The following is a 16,514-nucleotide window of genomic DNA, read 5'->3' as shown; positions in this document are numbered from 1 at the left end:
GGCTCTCGCTCGAACGTCATTTTTGTCGCCCGCGACACTCACGGAGCTGGCATCAGCGGCAAACCTCCCATTGAGCTCAGGGCAAACGGCTAGCCGCGCAGGGTAATGGTGAAGCGGTTGTCGGTAAGGGAGGCCGTGAGGGTCATGCCCTGGGCCCGCGCGAGGGCGTCGGCGATGGCCAGGCCCAGGCCGCTGCCGCCCGACCGACGCGAGGGATCGCCGCGGTAGAAGCGCTCGAAGAGGCGGCTCGCATCCAGGGCTTCCAAACCCTCGGCCTCGTTGGCGATAGCGAGCGTGAAACCGTCGGCCGTCGCAGCCCTTCGCAATGTGATCGCCGGCGCCGCTGCACCGTGGCGCAGGCAGTTCACGAGCGCGTTCTCCACGATGCGAGCGAGGGCCTCGGGATCGGCCGGAGCCACCACGTCCTCGTCCAGTCGCACGGTCGGCTCCCACTGCCGCTCGACGAAGGCCGGATGCAGATCGGCCACACAAGCGGCCACCACCGCGCCCACATCCACGGGCACCACGACCAACGCGCGGGCCCCGTCGTCGGCCTTGGCATACTCGAACAGGGCATCCACGAGCCCGCGCATCGCCGTCAGGCGCTCGGCCGCCGCCGCGACGCATTCGTCGCGCTCCCTGTCGGTGACGGCCATCCCGTACAGCTGCAAGTAACCCTGGGCGCCCGCGAGCGGCGTGCGCACGTCATGGGAGAACGAGGCCAGGTTCTTCTGAAGCTGCCGCTTCTCCTCGGCGGCCTCATCGATGAGATGGTTCGCCTCCTGGGCCAGCTCCCAGGCTGCCGCCGTGGGAAAGCGCAGGGCCAGGGGCCGCGCGCTCTGCCCGCGTGTCGCCAAGTTCCGCGCCATCTCCCGCATCTGCCGTTCCGTCGCGACAACCCAACCCACGAGCGCCACCGCCAGCGCCGCGCACAGCACACCCAACCAGATCATCGCGCATCCCCCTCGACATTCCGCTCCCTCATACCCGCTTCCTCCTCATCACCAGCCAGCACATCCCCAGCATAGTCGCAAGCCACGGCAGCAGCGATGAGAAACAGCGTCAAGACGACGGCCATGAGCAGCGCGGCGCTTCCCACGTAGGCCCTGCGGAAGGAAGGGCCCACGTCCAACAAGCGGGCGCCACCGTACTTGAAATCATCGGCGAAGAACGCCGCGGCCAACAGTGCGGTGAGCATCAGCAGCATCTGCGGCACCCAGAACTCCCCCAGCACCACCTCGGCACCCACGCTCATGCTTGCCCCCTCCGAAGCCCCGCTCCACGAAGGCAGGTTCCGATAGGCCCCTTGGCGCACGGCCTCCTCGCCCACCTGCGCGACAAACGAGAACACTAGGACGAAGAACACCACCAGCAGCCCCCCAGAACGCCCGGTTGCGCACGAGCCGATACCACTGGGATTGGAACAGGTTAGCCATATCACCTCAGCTCCCTCCGAGCCATGACGACCATGATGGCCACCGTAGCCGCGGCGGTGACCAAGGCCCCGTCGGCAAGCCACCAGACCTCGATGGGAAGGCCGTTGAGAAGGTTGAGGCGAATCTGGGTGAGCGAAAGCGGGAGCACCTCCTGTTCCACGAAGGCACCCACCGGGGAGGGCAGCGACAGCGCCGCCGATTGGCAGAACCAGAAGCCCAGGCCCGAGGTGAGCAGCGTGGCCGCAATGATGGCCGCCGCCGGGGGATTCACCGGCACGAGGATCGCAGCCAACGTGGCCAGCATCGTGAAGGCGGTGATGAGCAACGTCGCCGTCAGCCACCACAGCGCCAGCTCGCGCCCATCGAACGCCACGGGCGCACCGCCCATGGCGCCATAGACGACCCCGGTCACCACGGCCTCCATCAGCAGGGCACCGGCCGCGACCAGTACCGCGAGCACCAGGGCCGCGCTTCCCCACGCCCGCCGTGATCCCTTCCCCACCATGAGACTGCGCACAGTGCCCTGTTGGAAGTCGTCGGCGAAGAATGCCGCCAGGAACAGCCCAACGAAGGGGCCGCACACCTCCACCACCGAGGCGCGGCCGAGCACGGCGCGAAACGTGTGACAATCGGTCCAGCTCGCCGTGAACTGCACGGCCACCAGGCCGGCAAGGGCCGCCATCACCAAAAGCAGGATGGCGGTGGAGGGCCGGCAGAACAGCCGATACCACTGGGCTCGGAACAGGTTAGCCACGGTTCTCGCCCCCTTCCGCCGCCTCGGTGGGTGCCGGCACCTGGCGCACGGCACCGAGGCCGCCCATGAGTTCCACGAAGTAGTCCTCGATATCGCGCGTGTGGGTGTAGAGGCCACGCACCGGCACGGCGGCCGCCAGGAGGGCCTGGCCCACCGCGTCGCCGTCCACGGGCCCGGTCACGCGGATGGCTTCGTCGGGCATCACCGTAAAGGAGGCCTCGGCAAAGGCGCGTTCCAGCACCGCCAAAGCCCGCGGCCCGTCGGCCGTCTCCACGCATAGGTAGTCGGTGCAGGCCTCTTCCACCTCTTCCGCGGTCATCTCGGCCACCAGGCGGCCGGCTCGGATAACGCCGTAGCGAGTGACCATGCGCTCCAGCTGGTCGAGCACATGGGAGCTGACCACGATAGCCGTCCCGCGCTGCTCGGCCAGGCGCACCAACAGCGAGCGCACGAGCCGCACGCCCTCGGGATCGAGGCCGTTGAAGGGCTCGTCCAGCAGCAGCACATCGGGCCGGCCCACCAGCGCCAGGGCCAGGCCGAGCCGCTGCTTCATACCAAGAGAGTAGCCTTTCGCCCGGTCACGGCTGGCCTCGCCCAGTCCCACGGCCGCCACGGCCTCAGCTGCCGCCTCCTTGGGGTCGGGCAGTCCCTGGGCAATCGCCCGCACCGTCACGTTCTGCACACCCGTGAGCGCCGGGTTGATGGCCGGACGCTCGATGAGGCACCCGATGCGCGGGCTCGTCTGGCAGGGACCGAGCGCCTCGCCGAATACCTCCACCGTGCCGGCCGTGGGGGCCAGATACCCGGCGATCATCTTCAGCAGCGTGGATTTACCCGCGCCGTTGCGACCGACGAGCCCGTAGATGTCGCCGGGCTGCAGGGCCAGCGACACGGCATCCACGGCGCGCTTGCCGCGGAAGGCCCACGTCAGATCGGTGCAGCGCAATGCATCCATAGTCGCGTCCTTTCTCCTAGGTGTCATGGTGCCATTCATCCTAGAGGCCGCGTTTTCAGAAACCTCCGGCGAAGTTCCAAGAAAGTGCCAAAATCGGGCCTAGACCCCGTCGCGCAGCTTGAAGCCGACGCCCCAGACGGTCTCCACGTAGTCATCGGTGCCGGTGGCGCGTAGCTTGGCGCGAATGTTGCCGATATGGGTGGCCACGGTCTTGTCCTCCAGGGCCGCCGCATCGCCGCCTGCGGCGATCGACAGCGCGCGTTTGGTGTGCACCCGGCGCGGCGCGGCCATCAGCGTGCGCACGATCTCGAACTCCGTGCGCGTGAGGCGCACCGGCATGCCGGCCGCTGTGAAGGCGCGGGCGGTCTCATCCAGCTCCCAGGCCCCGAAGCGCAGCGGAGCGACATCCGCCTCCCGCCCGGCACCGGCGCCCCGAATGTCGCCAGCCCTCCCAAAGCCCGCGCTGCGGCGCAACACGGCCTCGCAACGGGCCAGCAGCTCTTCCAGGTCGAAGGGCTTCACCAGGTAGTCGTCGGCACCGAGGCGCAGCAGGTCCACCCGATCGGCCACAGCGGCCCGAGCCGACAGCACTACCACCGGCACCGCGGCCGCCCGCGCTGCGGCCAGCACCTCTTCCCCGCTCGCCCCGGGCAGCATGAGGTCGGTAATCACCAGATGGAAGTCTTCGCCGCCCGCGAGGTGCATGAGGCCCTCGGTGCCGGAGAAGGCCGCCGTGCACATCGCGCCCATCTTCCCCAAATAGGAGCAGACGACGCGGTTGATGGCCGCATCGTCCTCCACAACCAGTATGCGCGCGCCCTCAAGCACCGGCTAGATGACCACCATCTCGTGAGTGGACTTGGTGAACACCTCGAAGCCGTCGTCGGTCACCACGCCGAAGTCCTCCAGGCGCATGCCGAACTTGCCCGGCAGGTAGATGCCCGGCTCCACCGTGACCACGTTGCCCTCCATGAGCGGCTCGGGGTTGCGCGGCGAGAGCACCGGCTCCTCGTGGATGTCGAGGCCCACGCCGTGGCCGAGCCCATGGCCCATGGCACCGGCGAATCCGCCCTCGGCCAGAATCGCCTCGGCCCGCTCGTGGGCCTCCTTGCCCGTCACGCCTGGGGCGAGCATGGCCTCCACGGCCTCGTTGGCAGCCCGCACCGCCTCCCAGGCCGACCTCATCTGGCTCTCGGGCTCGCCGAGGAACACCGTGCGCGTCATATCCGAGCAATAGCCGTAGGACTTCGCCCCGAAGTCGAGCACCACGCACTGACCGGCCTCAAGCATCGTCGCGCCCGCCACCGCATGGGGATTCGCCCCGTTAGCACCCGTGGCCACGATGGAGGCGAAGGCCAGGCCCTCGGCTCCGTGGCGCAGCATGAACTCGTCCAGCTCCAGCTGCACCTCGCGCTCCGTCATACCCGGCCGCATGAACTCCACGATATGGGAGAAGGCGGCATCGGTGATGGTTTGGGCGCCGCGCATGCGGGCCACCTCATAGCGTTCCTTCACCGAGCGCAGACGGCGCACCACCCCGTCGGTCTCGCCGATGGGGAAATCGGCTGGGAAGGCCTTCTGCAGGGCGCGGTACTCGGCCAGGGTCACCGTGTCCTCGATCTGCAGCTCGGCCCCGGGCATGCCGTGGAGCCACGAGCCGTTCCACTGGCGCGCCACGAAGCTCGCGTGGCTCTCGCGCGTGTCGTCCACCCGGATGGGCGTGCGCCGGGCCGCCTGCTCGCAGGCCTTGGCATAGCGGGAATCGGTATGCAGCACCACGCGGTCGGGGGCCACATACAGGGCATGGGCGTCCTCGTCGTCGAAGACCCCGTCGAAGGCGGTGAGCCAGCGGATGTTCGAGGTATCGCGTACCACCATGGGAGAGGGACGCCCGTCGCGCAGCTGATTCATGGCGCGCAGCAGCTGGCCCACGTGCCACTCGCAGGCTACCGGGTTGTGCAGTTCGTCGAAGACGGTCATGAGCCTTCCTTTCTCGACCGAGTGCGGGCAGGTTGGGGGCGGGACGGGGGCGTTCGCGCGGAGTTCCGCAGCGACTGGAAATGCCCAGTGGGCATTTCCACCAAGCGAGGACTGTTTGAGCACGAATGCCCCCGTCTCGGCGCCGACCGAACGAGAGGCCTTTCGAATCCTCAGCCTTCGGCAGGCGTCTCTTCCAACAGTATATCGAGCGCGCGCAGATAGCCTTCTTTCCCCAGGCCCTTCACCTGGGCCACGCAGGCCGGGGCGATAACCGAGGTGCGGCGGAACTCCTCGCGCTGGCTGATGTCCGAGATGTGGATCTCCACCACGGGCGCATCGATGCACTCCACGGCATCGTGGAGCGCGTAGGAATAGTGGGTGTGGGCCCCGGGATTGTATACGATGCCGTCGTAGCGCCCGTGGGCCTCGTGCAGCTTGTCGACCAGCGCGCCCTCGTGATTCGACTGGAAGCAGTCCACCTGGGCGCCGTGCTCGGCACCGTAGGCCACGACCATGGTCTCGATGGCAGCCAGGGTGTCCGATCCGTAGATGGCCGGGTCGCGCACACCGAGCATATTCAGGTTCGGCCCGTTCACAAGCAGGATTTTCTTCACGAAACCAGCCTTTCTCGCAGATTTGCCGCCGCCAAACGCCTAGGAAGCCGCGCCGTCCTTCGACGCCTCCCATGCCCGCAGCTGCTCCAACAGCACCTCGTCGGGCACGGACACGAGCTCCCAGTCGCCGATGTCGCGGGGCAGCACGAAGCGCACTTCCCCGGCCCGGGTCTTCTTATCGCGCTTCATGGCGGCCAGCATCTCCCCGGCCGGAGCCGACCAGGCCAGGGCCGGCAGCCCCAGGGCATCCAGCAGCTCGTCCTGGGCCGCGATAAGCTCCTCGGAGGTGCCCACGATCGCGGCGCCGAGACGCGCCGCGAAGCGCATGCCCTCGGCCACGGCGGCCCCGTGGGAGAAGGTGCCATACCCGGCCAGGGCCTCCACGGCATGACCCAGGGTGTGGCCGTAGTTCAGGCACTCCCGCACCCCGCGGCTCTCAGTCTTGTCCTCGGCCACCACGTTGGCCTTGAACACCACCGACCGCGCGATGGCTTCGGTCACCACGATCGGATCGCGCTCAGCAAGGGCCGGGGCGTGATCGGTCATCCAGAAGAAGAACTCGTCGGAGTCGATGACGGCCGCCTTGGCGATCTCGGCGCAGCCGCAGGCCCACTCGCGCTCGTCCAAGGTGGCCAGCACCGCGGTGCAGGCGCCCACGTAGGCCGGCTGCTTGAAGGTGCCCACGAGGTTCTTGCCCGCCTCCAGGTTCACGCCGGTCTTGCCCCCCACCGAGGAATCCACCATGGCCAGAAGGGTGGTGGGCACCTGCACGAAGGGGATGCCGCGCATGTAGGTGGAGGCGACGAAACCGGCCAGGTCGCCCACGACGCCGCCGCCGAGGGCCACCACGGCGCAATCCCGCGTGAGGCCCAAAGCCGCCATGGCGTTCCACACTTCCCCGGCCACGGCCAGCGACTTAGCCTCCTCGCCGGCCGGCACGGTAATGTCGCTCACGGCGAAACCGGCCGCCTTCAGCGACGCCTTGGCCGCATCCAGGTACAGCGGCCCCACGTTCGTATCGGTGATGACGAGCAGCCGGGGCGCTGTGGCCACGGCGGGCAGCTTCTTGAGCGAGGGCCCCAGCCCTTCCAGCACGGCGGCGCCGATGCGCACGTCGTAGGGAGCCTCGCCGGGAATGTTGACGACTATCTTCGTTGCGGGCACAGGATACCCTCCTTCTCGAGTATGCGCTGGACTTCTCGGGCAATAGCCGGCACCGACTTGCCCGCCGTGTTCACCGTGGCATCGGCCACGGCAGCGTAGAGGGGCAGCCGCTCCGCGCAGCGGGCCCGGGCCGCTTCCAAGTTCTGGAACAGGGGCCGGGTGGAGGTATCGCTGATACGACCCGCGGCCTCGTCGGCGGTCACCTCCAAGTACACCACGAAGCCGCACTCGCGGAACACCTCGTGGTTGGCGGGGGTCACCACCACGCCGCCGCCGCAGGACACGAGCATAGGGTCGGCTGCCGCGCCCAGTTCCCGGAGCACCTCGGTCTCCACGGCGCGGAAGCCCTCCTCGCCCACGGCGGCGAAGATCTCCTTCACCTTCTTGCCCTCGCGCCGCTCGATATAGGTGTCCATATCCACCGAGGCCACCTTGCAGGTGCGGGCCAAACGGCGCGCCACCGAGGTCTTGCCCGCGCCCATGAAGCCGACGAAGAACACCGGCCGGCTCAACGAGAGCGCAGGCTCGGTCTTCGCCGTCAAGGGAGCCGGACGCGCTTCCTTCCTCCCCACCTTAGCGCCCCATGGTGCGCAGGCGCTGCTTGTAGGCCTTGATAGAGGCCTTGATGTCGGCCATGCAGGTGCAGCCGAAGGCCTCGATGTAGGCGTTGGCCAGAGCGAAGGCCACCTCCCCCTCGGCCACGACGGCCGCGGCGGGCACCGCGCACACGTCCGAGCGCTCCTTGGAGGCCTCCTCCACGTCCAGGGTGTCCAGGTTCACGGTCTCCAGGGGCTGCATGAGGGTGGGAATGGGCTTCATGGCCGCCGTCACGATGAGGGGCATGCCGCTCGTCATGCCGCCCTCCAGGCCGCCGGCGTTGTTCGAGGTGCGGATGAAGTCGCAGCCCTCCAGCCGGATGGGATCGTGCACCTGGCTGCCGGGCCGGCGCGCCGCCTCGAAGCCGAGGCCGAATTCCACGCCCTTGATGGCCGGAATGGAGAACAGGGCCGCCCCAATGCGGGAGGTCAGCCGGTCGACGCCCGTGGCATAGGTGCCCAGGCCCGGCACGAGGCCCGTGGCCACGATGCGGAACGTGCCGCCCAGGCTCTCGCCGGCGTCCTTCGCCTTGTCGATGGCCCGCTTCATGGCGGCAGTGGCCTTCTTGTCGGGGCAGCGCATCTCCGACAGCTCGATATCGAGGGGCTTGTGCTCGGCGGCATCGGCCATGGTCTCGGGGGCCATGGCCACATCGCCCACGGAGACCACGTAGCTCATCACGTCCACGCCGAGCTCGGCCAGAAACTCCCGGGCAATGCCGGCCGCGGCCACTCGGGCCGCCGTCTCCCGGGCGCTGGCCCGCTCCAGGATGTTGCGGCAGTCGTCGGTGTTGGTGCGCAGGGCTCCCACCAGATCGGCATGGCCCGGCCGCGGGGTCACCTCCCGCACCAAATCGCCCGGAGCGCTCCCGAAGGCGGCCATGCGGCCGGTCCAGTTCTCCCAATCGCGGTTGGCCACGGTCAGCGCAATGGGGCTGCCGATGGTGCGCCCGAAGCGGATGCCGCTCGTCACCGTCACCGTGTCCTTCTCGATGGCCATGCGGCCGCCCCGGCCGTAACCGGCCTGGCGACGGGCCAGATCGGTGTTGATATGGTCGACGGACACCGGCAGGCCCGCCGGCACGCCCGTCACGATGGCCGTGAGATTCGGCCCGTGGCTTTCCCCGGCTGTGATGTATTCCATAGATGCAGCTTTCTCGCAGGGCACACGGATAGGGCGCCCAAGGCAGATCGGCACCCATTGTAGCGCACTGGCAGGCACCGAGCCGTTTCGGGACGGTAAAGTGCGGAAAGGAAGCGGCGCGAACCCTAGAACTCGGCGTTGCCCACGGTACGGGGGTGCGGAATGACGTCGCGGATGTTGCTCACGCCGGTCAGATACATCACCAGGCGCTCGAAGCCCAGGCCGAAGCCCGCATGGGAGCAGGTGCCGAAGCGGCGCAGGTCCAGATAGGCACGGTACTCCTCCGCCTCCATATCCAGCTCGGCGATGCGGCGCTCGAGCACTTCCAGGCGCTCCTCGCGCTGGGACCCGCCCACGATCTCGCCGATGCCCGGCACGAGGCAGTCCATGGCGGCCACGGTGCGGCCGTCGTCGTTCAGGCGCATGTAGAAGGCCTTGATGGCGGCCGGGTAGTCAGTCACGAAGGTAGGGCAGCCGAAGTGCTCCTCGGTGAGATAGCGCTCGTGCTCGGTCTGCAGGTCGATGCCCCACTCCACGGGGTACTCGAAGATGCGGCCGGCGGCCTGGGCGGCCAGCAGGATGTCCACGGCCTCGGTGTAGGTGACGCGGGCGAAGTCGGAGGCGGCCACGTGGGTCAGGCGCTCGATGAGCCCCTTGTCCACGAACTTGTTCAGCATGGCCAGCTCATCGGGGCAGCGCTCCATCACGTCGGTGATGACGTACTTCAGCATGGCCTCAGCCAGCTCCATATTGTCTTCCAGATCGGCGAAGGCGATCTCGGGCTCCACCATCCAGAACTCGGCGGCGTGGCGGGCGGTGTTGGAGTTCTCGGCCCGGAAGGTGGGGCCGAAGGTGTACACGTCGCCGAAGGCCATGGCGAAGTTCTCGGCGTTCAGCTGGCCGGACACGGTCAGCGACGCGGGCTTGCCGAAGAAGTCGGCGCTCCAATCCACTTCGCCGGCCGTCAGGGCGCCCTCGCTGGCCGCGGCCGCCTCGACGCTCACGAGCGGCGGGCAGGCCGGATCGATGGTGGTCACGCGGAACATCTCGCCAGCGCCCTCGCAGTCGCTCGCGGTGATGATGGGCGTGTGCACATAGATGAAGCCGCGGTCCTGGAAGAAGCAGTGGATGGAGCCGGCGGCCACCGAGCGGATGCGGAACACCGCGCGGAACAGATTCGTGCGCGGGCGCAGGTGCTGCTGAGTGCGCAGAAACTCCACCGTGGCCCGCTTCTTCTGCAGCGGGTAGTCCGGCGCCGAGGGCCCTTCCACGCGAATGGAAGCGGCCGCCAGCTCGAAGGGCTGCGGGGCATCGGGCGTGAGCTTCAGCGTGCCCTCCGCCACGAGCGCCGCCGCCACGTTCTGATGGGCGATCTCGTCGTAGCTCTCCAGGCTGGAGCGGTCCATGACCACCTGCAGGTCCTTGAAGCAGCTGCCGTCGTTCAAGGTGACGAAGCCGAAGTTCTTCATATCGCGGACCGATTTGACCCATCCGGCCACGGTGACGGTCTTTCCCGCAAAGGCGTCGGCATCGGCATAGAGCTGGGCGATCTTAATGCGGTTCATAGGGGCGCAACCTTTCGACAGAGCGTATTTTCCGTTGCGGCTATGATAGCAGGACGGGCCGCGCTCGCCTATGGCCCCGCGCTCGGAATGCTACCAATCGAACCCCGCGGCCCATGAGCGCGTCGGTGCCCCTACAGATCGAACCCCGCGGCATCGGCCATGATGGCGAACAACTCGTCCTCGGGAATATCGAGGGCGGCCGTCTCGGTGATGTCGCGCAGGATGCCCACCGTGACCACCGCCTGGCCCACCAGCATACCGGCCCCGTCGAAGAAGGTGCACCCCGTAGCGCGAGTCGCCGCGGCCAGGGCCGTCTCACCGTGGCCGTACACCACGTCGAACACCGTCTGGTCCGCGCGGAGCAGGGCCACATCAAAGGGGGCGCCATCGCCCTCGTTCATGCCCAGAGGCGTGGCATCGATGATGATGTCGGCACCGGCGATGGCCTGGCGCGAGGTGTCGTAGCTGCCGAAGCGGAAATCCACCTGCCTGTACACCTCGGCGAAGCTGAGATGCCCCTCTTTGAAAGCCGGCATGTCCACAGTGCGGCCAATCATGGCCCCCAGCTCGTCGGCGTAGGTGCGCATGACCCGATGGGCCCGCTCCTTGTCGCGGCCGAGCAGCAGCACGTCGGCCGGACCGGCCTGGGCCACGGCGTGCAGGATGGACAGCGCCGTGGGGCCCGTACCGCAGACGACCACGGACTTCCCCGCGAAGGAGACGCCGGCCCCCTCCAGATAGGCCACGCAGCCCTGGCCGTCGGTGTTGTAGGCGATGAGCGCGCCGCCCTTGTTCACGAGCACGTTGGCCCCGTGGGCGAGGCTCGCCGAGGCGGCCCTCACATCGGCGGCGGCGAAGGCCTCGGGCTTATAGGGGGTCGTGATGTTGATGGACAGAAAGTCGCGGGTCGCCAAGAAGGCCTCGGCCTCGGTCCGGGTCGCCAGATCAGCCGTGCCGTAGTGCCAGGGCAGCCCTGCCCGCTCATAGACGGCGTTGTACATGACGGGAGACTTCGAATGGGCAATAGGATGCCCCAAAATATAGAGATGCTCGGTCACAGCCGCGCTCCTTTCACTCCTATTCCGACGATGAGGGAGAACCCGCGGCAGCTGGAGCGCAGGAGGCGGCCAGCTCGTCGCCGGCTTGGCGCATATGCACGGCCGGCTCCGGCTTGCGGTCTCCCAGAATGACCCGCTCCGCATTGCGCAGCAGCAGCGTATGGGGCAGATCCTGCTCCACCAGGGGCTGCAGCATATAGGCGGGAAGGCCGGCCAAATGAGCACCGAGCACGTCGGTGGCCAGCTGATCGCCCACCACCACCGCCTCGCTCCGCGGCGCCTTCAGCTTCCGCAGGGCCACCATGAAGGAAGCGGGCACGGGCTTCATGGCCTTGGCCACGATGGGCAGTTCAAGCTCACCGGCGAATTGGTACACGTCGCTGTGCCAGTTGTTGGACACGAGGCAGAAATCCACCCCGGCCGTGCGGGCGCGGCCGAGCCACAGACCTACGTCGCGGGGCACCTGGCCCGTGTCGCGAGCCCGAATGGTGTTGTCGATATCGAGCAGCACCGCCCGATATCCGCGGCCGAGCAAGTCGGCCTCGATATCGATGGCGGTGATGCGCGAGAAGTAGCGGTCGGGGGTCAGCAGTGCCATGGGCACATCCGCACCGGCAGGGCCCAGGACCTAGGCGGCCTCGGCGTCGCCGTCGCCGGCGGAGGTACCGGAGTTGTCGGCGATGGCCTGCTGGTGCTGCTCGTAGGTCTGGCTGAAGACGGCCTGCATGTTGCCGTCGGCATCGGCATAGAAGTAGAAGAACATATCCTCGGTATCCGTCGGCTCGCACACGGCCACAAGGCTCTCGATGCCCGGGGAGCAGATGGGGGTCGGCGGAAGCCCAGGGTTCGCATAGGTGCCGTAGGGTGTCTCGGCGTGCACCTCCTCGGCCGTGGGCTCGCGGCCCACCTCGTAGGCCGTGGTGGCATCGGATTCCAGATAGGGGCGGTCGGAGGCGAGGCGATTGTAGAACACGCCGGCCACGTGATCGCGCACCTCCTGATCGCCCGTGGACTCCTTGGCCACGATGGAGGCCAGGTTCACCGCTTCGTAAAGGGACAACCCCTGGCTCGCCGGATAACTGTTGGCGAAGTCGCCGAAGATGGCGGCGGTCTCGGTGCCGAACTGGTCGAGCATCATGCGCACCACGGCCTCGGCGTCCGCGTCCTCGGTCACGGCGTAGGTCTTGGGGAACAGGAAGCCCTCGAGGGAGTTCTCCCCAGCGCTCTCTAGGAAGGGATAGTCGGCGGCATAGGCGCTCGCGTTCTCGGAAGCGGCCAGGAAGGCCTCGGCCGTAATGCGGCCGCCCGTGGCACTGGCCACCAGATCGGACAGCTCGGCGCGGGTGATGTCCTCGGGCACGGCGAGCGTATCGCCCACGGTGGCCGGCCCGGCCATAATGGCCCGCACCAGCGCCTCGGGAGTGCTGCCGCCCTCAAAGGTGTAGGTGCCGGGAATGAGCGCGGCGGCGGCATCCAGACGCGTCACCTCGTTCGTGAACTCCTGGGCGCTGCCGATGAGGCGCGCCGCAGCCAGGGCATCGCCGATGGAAGTGGCGCTCTCCCCTTCCGTGATCGTCACCTCCACGGTCTCGCCGGGCTGCAAGAGCTCAGTGCCCGAGCAGGCCTTGAAGGCGAAGAAGCATACTGCGGCGAGCACGATGAGCGCGAACACCCCGAGGAAGATGGCCGGCTTCGGATCGCGCTTGGGCATGATGGCGCTCGTGTCGTAGGTGCGGAACTCCCGATCGCCCTTGGCATGGGCCGCGCGAGCCGCATGGGTGGGTCGGGAGGAATAGGTTACCGTCTTCTTGTGAAGGGCCACAGAACAGCCTTTCTCTCCTCAGCCCGACCGGAAGCGCCTGGCGGCTCAGCGCCTCCCCTCGGCGCGAGCACGCTCGTCGAGCCACGATTGCAGAAACAAACTCGCGGCTATCATATCCACTTTTCCGCGCATCGCGCGCTCGCTTAGGCCCTTTTCACGCAAACTCCGCTTGGCCTCGGCCGAGCTCAGACGCTCATCTGCGAAAACATGGGGAATGCCGCAGGCATCGCTGATGGCGGCGGCGGCCTTGCGGATGCGGGCCGCCTGGGGGCCTTCCTCGCCGGCCAAGGTGCGGGGCAGCCCGCAGACGAGCAGCTCCGGCTCCCAATCTTCCAGCAGGCGCCGGAAGGGCTTGGCCGCGCCCGTCACCTCGGCGGCCGGCAGCACGCACACGGGGCTCGCCACCCGCTCGCCGGGATCGCTCACGGCCACCCCCACGCGCACTTCCCCGATATCGAGCGCCATGACGCGCACGGTTAGCGCACCTCCAGCAGCTTCTGGCGCAGCTCCGCTTCCATGCGGCGCATCTCCACCTCGGCCTCGGCGCGCTTGGCGCGGCCCTCGGCCTGAATCTTCATCACCTCGTCGAAGGTCTGGATGAGGTTCTCGTTGGTGGCCTTCAAGGTCTCGATATCCACGATGCCCCGCTCGGACTCGCGGGCCACCTCCACCGTAGACTGCTTCAATTTCTCGGCATTCTTGCGCAGAAGCTCGTTGGTCATGTCGGTGACGGCGGACTGGGCCTTAAGCGCCGCCTCGTTGTTGGCCAGCCCTAAGGCCAGAAGCATCTGGCTCTTCCACAGGGGGATGGTGTTCACGAGCGTCGTCTGGATCTTCTCGATCATGAGCATCTCGTTGTTCTGCACGAGACGGATCTGCGGGGCCATCTGCATGGCCACGGTGCGGGACAGATCCAGGTCGGAGAGCTTCTTCTCGAAGCGGTTGCAGGCCGCCGACAGCTTCTGCACCGCCTCGGCATCCTCGGTGGAGGCCGAGGCCTGGGCCTTGGCGGCCAGCGCGGCCAGCTCGCCCTCGCGCACCTCGGCCAGGCGCTGGCGGCCGGCCAAGAGGTACATGGTCAGCTCCTTGAAGTAGGTGAGATTCAGCTCGTAGAGCTTGTCCATGGTGGCGGCGTCCTTCATGAGGGTCACCTGGTGGGCCTCCAGGGCCCGGGCGATCTTGTCCACATTGGCCTCGGCGCTGTCGTAGCGGGCCTTCAGAGCCACGATCTTGTTTGCCTGGCGCTTGAACAGGCCGAACAGCCCCTTGCTCTCCTCATCGGCATCGAAGCTCTTCAGCTCGGTCACCACCCCGGCGATAAGATCGCCGGCCTCGCCCAGATCCTGGGTGCGCACACGTTCGAGGGCCGTCTCGGAGAAGTCGGCCATCTTCTTCTGGGCACCGGAGCCGAAGGTGAGCACCTGCTGGGAGTTGGCGATATCGATCTGCTGGGCGAAGGCGTCCACCTGGGCCAGCTCCTCGGCTGAGAGCGAATCGGCGAGAGAGGGGGCGGGCGGGGCCTCCACCTCGATGATGGACGCCTTGACGGCGGTGTCCTCGACCACCGGGTCCAGCGTGAGGGTGGGGGCGGGAATGTTCGTGAGGTTCGTCAGCTCGTCGTTCATAAAACTTCCTTCCAAAGGTTCGGCAACGTCGTTAGCGTGAGGCGGTCTTATGGGGAAAGACCGCCTTTCGGGGGTGTTTCGCTTCCGGGCACAGCCCGTCATCGGCTTACGGTTTCACATCGAAGGGGCCGTCTACCAGCCCCTCCTGGGCCAGCATGGCCTGGAGCACGGCGATGTCGGCGGACACATCGAGGGACAGATCCTGGTAGGTGTCGTCCAAGAGCTTCTCGAAGGCGCTGTGGAGCACTCCCAGGGTATGCTCGATCTCGCGGCGCGAGGCGGCGATGTTCTCACCCTGCACCGGCTGCTCTTCCAGGTTATCGTAGGCGGCCAGCAGCTTCACCGTCGTGGGAAGGTAGTAGGCGGTCAAGCGATCGAGGCCGGCGATGACAGAGGGCTCCCCTTCGGCTCGGGCGAGGATGCGGCCCACCACCTCTTCGATGGCCACGATGCGCTCGCTCACGGCCGCATCGTCGATGGACTCGTCCAGGCGGCGCAGCTGGCCCAGGTAGTCCCGGCCTGTCGCAACGAAGGCGCGCTGCTCCGGCGTGAGACGGTCGCTCAGGTCGCGCTCGCGACTCTGGCGCGCGGCCGCCTCAGCGACCCGGGCCTCCTCGGCAGCCCGCTGGCTCTCGGCGATCTGGTGCTGATGCTGCTGCAACGTGCAGTACTGGCGGTATGCGTTCTCGGTCACCATGAGGGTGGTGGCCTCATGGTCGATGCGCCCGTGGGGAATGAGCCCGCGTCTGATCAGCTTGCGAGCCCGGGCCAGGGCCTTGGGCCGGCTGATCAGGGCGCGGGCGGCAATGTCGTCGAAGGTGCAGGCCTCACGGTCGCCGAAGATGCGCCGGAACGACTTGAGCTGCGAGGCCGTGCGCAAGCGACCGATGCCTCCGGCCAGCAGCGCCGCCCCGGCCGCCGTGAGCGTGCCGAACAACACCGCCGTCACCACGCCGGCAGGACCCGCGGCGAGCCCCGCAACGATGCCCACGGCTGTAAAAATACCGAAGGCGAAGGTGCACGCGCCGCCGATGGCCGTCATGATGACGCCGGACGCCGTCAGGCCGCCGGACGAGCGGAACCGCCCCTTGGCAAGGGCCGTGGGGCCGGGGTAGGCCGGCGCGGGAGCGGAAGCGGCGGGGAAGCCCCAGCCGCCGTTGGCCGGAGGCCGAGCCTGGGCTTGGGCAGCTTGGGCCTGGGCGGCTGCCTGGGCCTGGGCGGCGCGGTACTGGGCCTCGGCCGCCTTGCGCTCCCGCTTGGCCTGGCGCTTGCGGGCCTTCGCCTGGCGCTTGCGGGCCATCTCCTCATAGGCTTTCAGATTGTCCTCGGGTTTCGATCCCAGGGCTTCGGCCACCTCACCGGCACCCTTCTCCACCGCCTTGGCGAACTGGGAGAACGCCTTGTCCACCGAGTGGCACAGGCGCTCGAAATCCTTGGGTGACATGCCGGGCACCGGGCTGGTGCCGGGCGCGAATGCCGAACCTGCGCCAGACCGGGACTCGGCTTGGCCGCCCGGCTGCCCCGCGGGGGCAGGGTCGTCCCAGGGCACCTCGTAGATGGCGTCGGGCCCCGGTTGCTGAGGTTCGGCCGCGGGCCTCCCCTGACCGCGGTGGGGCTGCTGGGGCCCAGGGCCTCCCGTACTATACGCTGCCATCGTCCATCCTCATCGTGCGCGGGTGTGAGTTACATGAATCCGGAGCGGTGCTCCCAGAGGGCCCCGGAGCCTGCCCTTGGAGGGCGCCGGCCGGGGCATTCGTCGACGGGAGCATCCTACCACACCTTCGAGAGGGCCTCGGCGCTG

Annotated in this window: 17 protein-coding genes; all 17 read right to left on the bottom strand. The window is 67.9% G+C overall.

Annotation, left to right across the window (positions count from 1 at the left end; all coding sequences use genetic code 11):
- Positions 1–89: 89 nt before the first annotated feature.
- Positions 90–953, bottom strand: a complete 864-nt coding sequence (locus F8D48_RS06265; RefSeq protein WP_151430508.1) for a sensor histidine kinase — start codon at positions 951–953, stop codon at positions 90–92.
- A complete protein-coding gene (locus F8D48_RS06260; protein ID WP_151430506.1) occupies positions 950–1,441 on the bottom strand; it encodes a hypothetical protein in 492 nt (163 codons plus the stop codon). The genes F8D48_RS06265 and F8D48_RS06260 overlap by 4 nt, the downstream gene beginning before the upstream one ends.
- Positions 1,438–2,190 carry a hypothetical protein gene (locus tag F8D48_RS06255; protein ID WP_135971549.1) on the bottom strand — a complete coding sequence of 251 codons (753 nt, stop codon included), beginning with the start codon at positions 2,188–2,190 and terminating at the stop codon, positions 1,438–1,440. The genes F8D48_RS06260 and F8D48_RS06255 overlap by 4 nt, the downstream gene beginning before the upstream one ends.
- Positions 2,183–3,145, bottom strand: coding sequence for an ABC transporter ATP-binding protein (locus F8D48_RS06250; protein WP_151430504.1), 963 nt, complete (start codon positions 3,143–3,145; stop codon positions 2,183–2,185). Before F8D48_RS06250 ends, F8D48_RS06255 begins: the two co-directional genes overlap by 8 nt.
- 99 nt (positions 3,146–3,244) lie before the next feature.
- Complete coding sequence (locus F8D48_RS06245; protein WP_151430502.1) at positions 3,245–3,973, bottom strand: response regulator transcription factor; 729 nt, start codon at positions 3,971–3,973, stop codon at positions 3,245–3,247.
- A 3-nt stretch (positions 3,974–3,976) separates the two neighbouring features.
- On the bottom strand, positions 3,977–5,125 hold the full coding sequence (locus F8D48_RS06240; RefSeq protein ID WP_420868755.1) for a M24 family metallopeptidase: 1,149 nt from the start codon (positions 5,123–5,125) through the stop codon (positions 3,977–3,979).
- A 170-nt stretch (positions 5,126–5,295) separates the two neighbouring features.
- Positions 5,296–5,739, bottom strand: a complete 444-nt coding sequence (gene aroQ, locus F8D48_RS06235; protein WP_151430500.1) for a type II 3-dehydroquinate dehydratase — start codon at positions 5,737–5,739, stop codon at positions 5,296–5,298.
- Positions 5,740–5,778: 39 nt separating this feature from the next.
- Entirely contained in the window at positions 5,779–6,903 is a 1,125-nt protein-coding gene (gene aroB, locus F8D48_RS06230) for a 3-dehydroquinate synthase (RefSeq protein WP_151430498.1), read from the bottom strand.
- Positions 6,885–7,475, bottom strand: coding sequence for a shikimate kinase (locus F8D48_RS06225; protein ID WP_240806258.1), 591 nt, complete (start codon positions 7,473–7,475; stop codon positions 6,885–6,887). The genes aroB and F8D48_RS06225 overlap by 19 nt, the downstream gene beginning before the upstream one ends.
- Position 7,476: 1 nt before the next feature.
- On the bottom strand, positions 7,477–8,643 hold the full coding sequence (gene aroC / locus F8D48_RS06220; protein WP_151430496.1) for a chorismate synthase: 1,167 nt from the start codon (positions 8,641–8,643) through the stop codon (positions 7,477–7,479).
- A gap of 125 nt (positions 8,644–8,768) precedes the next feature.
- Positions 8,769–10,208, bottom strand: coding sequence for an asparagine--tRNA ligase (gene asnS, locus F8D48_RS06215; RefSeq protein ID WP_151430494.1), 1,440 nt, complete (start codon positions 10,206–10,208; stop codon positions 8,769–8,771).
- A 131-nt stretch (positions 10,209–10,339) separates the two neighbouring features.
- Entirely contained in the window at positions 10,340–11,266 is a 927-nt protein-coding gene (locus F8D48_RS06210) for a shikimate dehydrogenase family protein (RefSeq protein WP_168770170.1), read from the bottom strand.
- Positions 11,267–11,285: 19 nt separating this feature from the next.
- Positions 11,286–11,864 carry a YqeG family HAD IIIA-type phosphatase gene (locus tag F8D48_RS06205; RefSeq protein ID WP_136433595.1) on the bottom strand — a complete coding sequence of 193 codons (579 nt, stop codon included), beginning with the start codon at positions 11,862–11,864 and terminating at the stop codon, positions 11,286–11,288.
- A gap of 30 nt (positions 11,865–11,894) precedes the next feature.
- A complete protein-coding gene (mltG, locus tag F8D48_RS06200; RefSeq protein WP_136433593.1) occupies positions 11,895–13,088 on the bottom strand; it encodes an endolytic transglycosylase MltG in 1,194 nt (397 codons plus the stop codon).
- Positions 13,089–13,133: 45 nt separating this feature from the next.
- Positions 13,134–13,562, bottom strand: coding sequence for a Holliday junction resolvase RuvX (ruvX, locus tag F8D48_RS06195; RefSeq protein ID WP_135971227.1), 429 nt, complete (start codon positions 13,560–13,562; stop codon positions 13,134–13,136).
- 2 nt (positions 13,563–13,564) lie between these two features.
- Positions 13,565–14,713: a toxic anion resistance protein gene (locus tag F8D48_RS06190; RefSeq protein ID WP_136433591.1), complete on the bottom strand. Its 1,149-nt coding sequence runs from the start codon at positions 14,711–14,713 to the stop codon at positions 13,565–13,567.
- 106 nt (positions 14,714–14,819) lie between these two features.
- Complete coding sequence (locus tag F8D48_RS06185; RefSeq protein ID WP_170272756.1) at positions 14,820–16,157, bottom strand: 5-bromo-4-chloroindolyl phosphate hydrolysis family protein; 1,338 nt, start codon at positions 16,155–16,157, stop codon at positions 14,820–14,822.
- Positions 16,158–16,514: the final 357 nt, after the last annotated feature.

This window comes from Adlercreutzia muris (assembly GCF_008831045.1).
GTDB classification, from domain to species: domain Bacteria; phylum Actinomycetota; class Coriobacteriia; order Coriobacteriales; family Eggerthellaceae; genus Adlercreutzia; species Adlercreutzia muris.
Note: the sequence above shows the minus strand (reverse complement) of the source record. Positions and strands in the feature narration are given on the sequence as shown.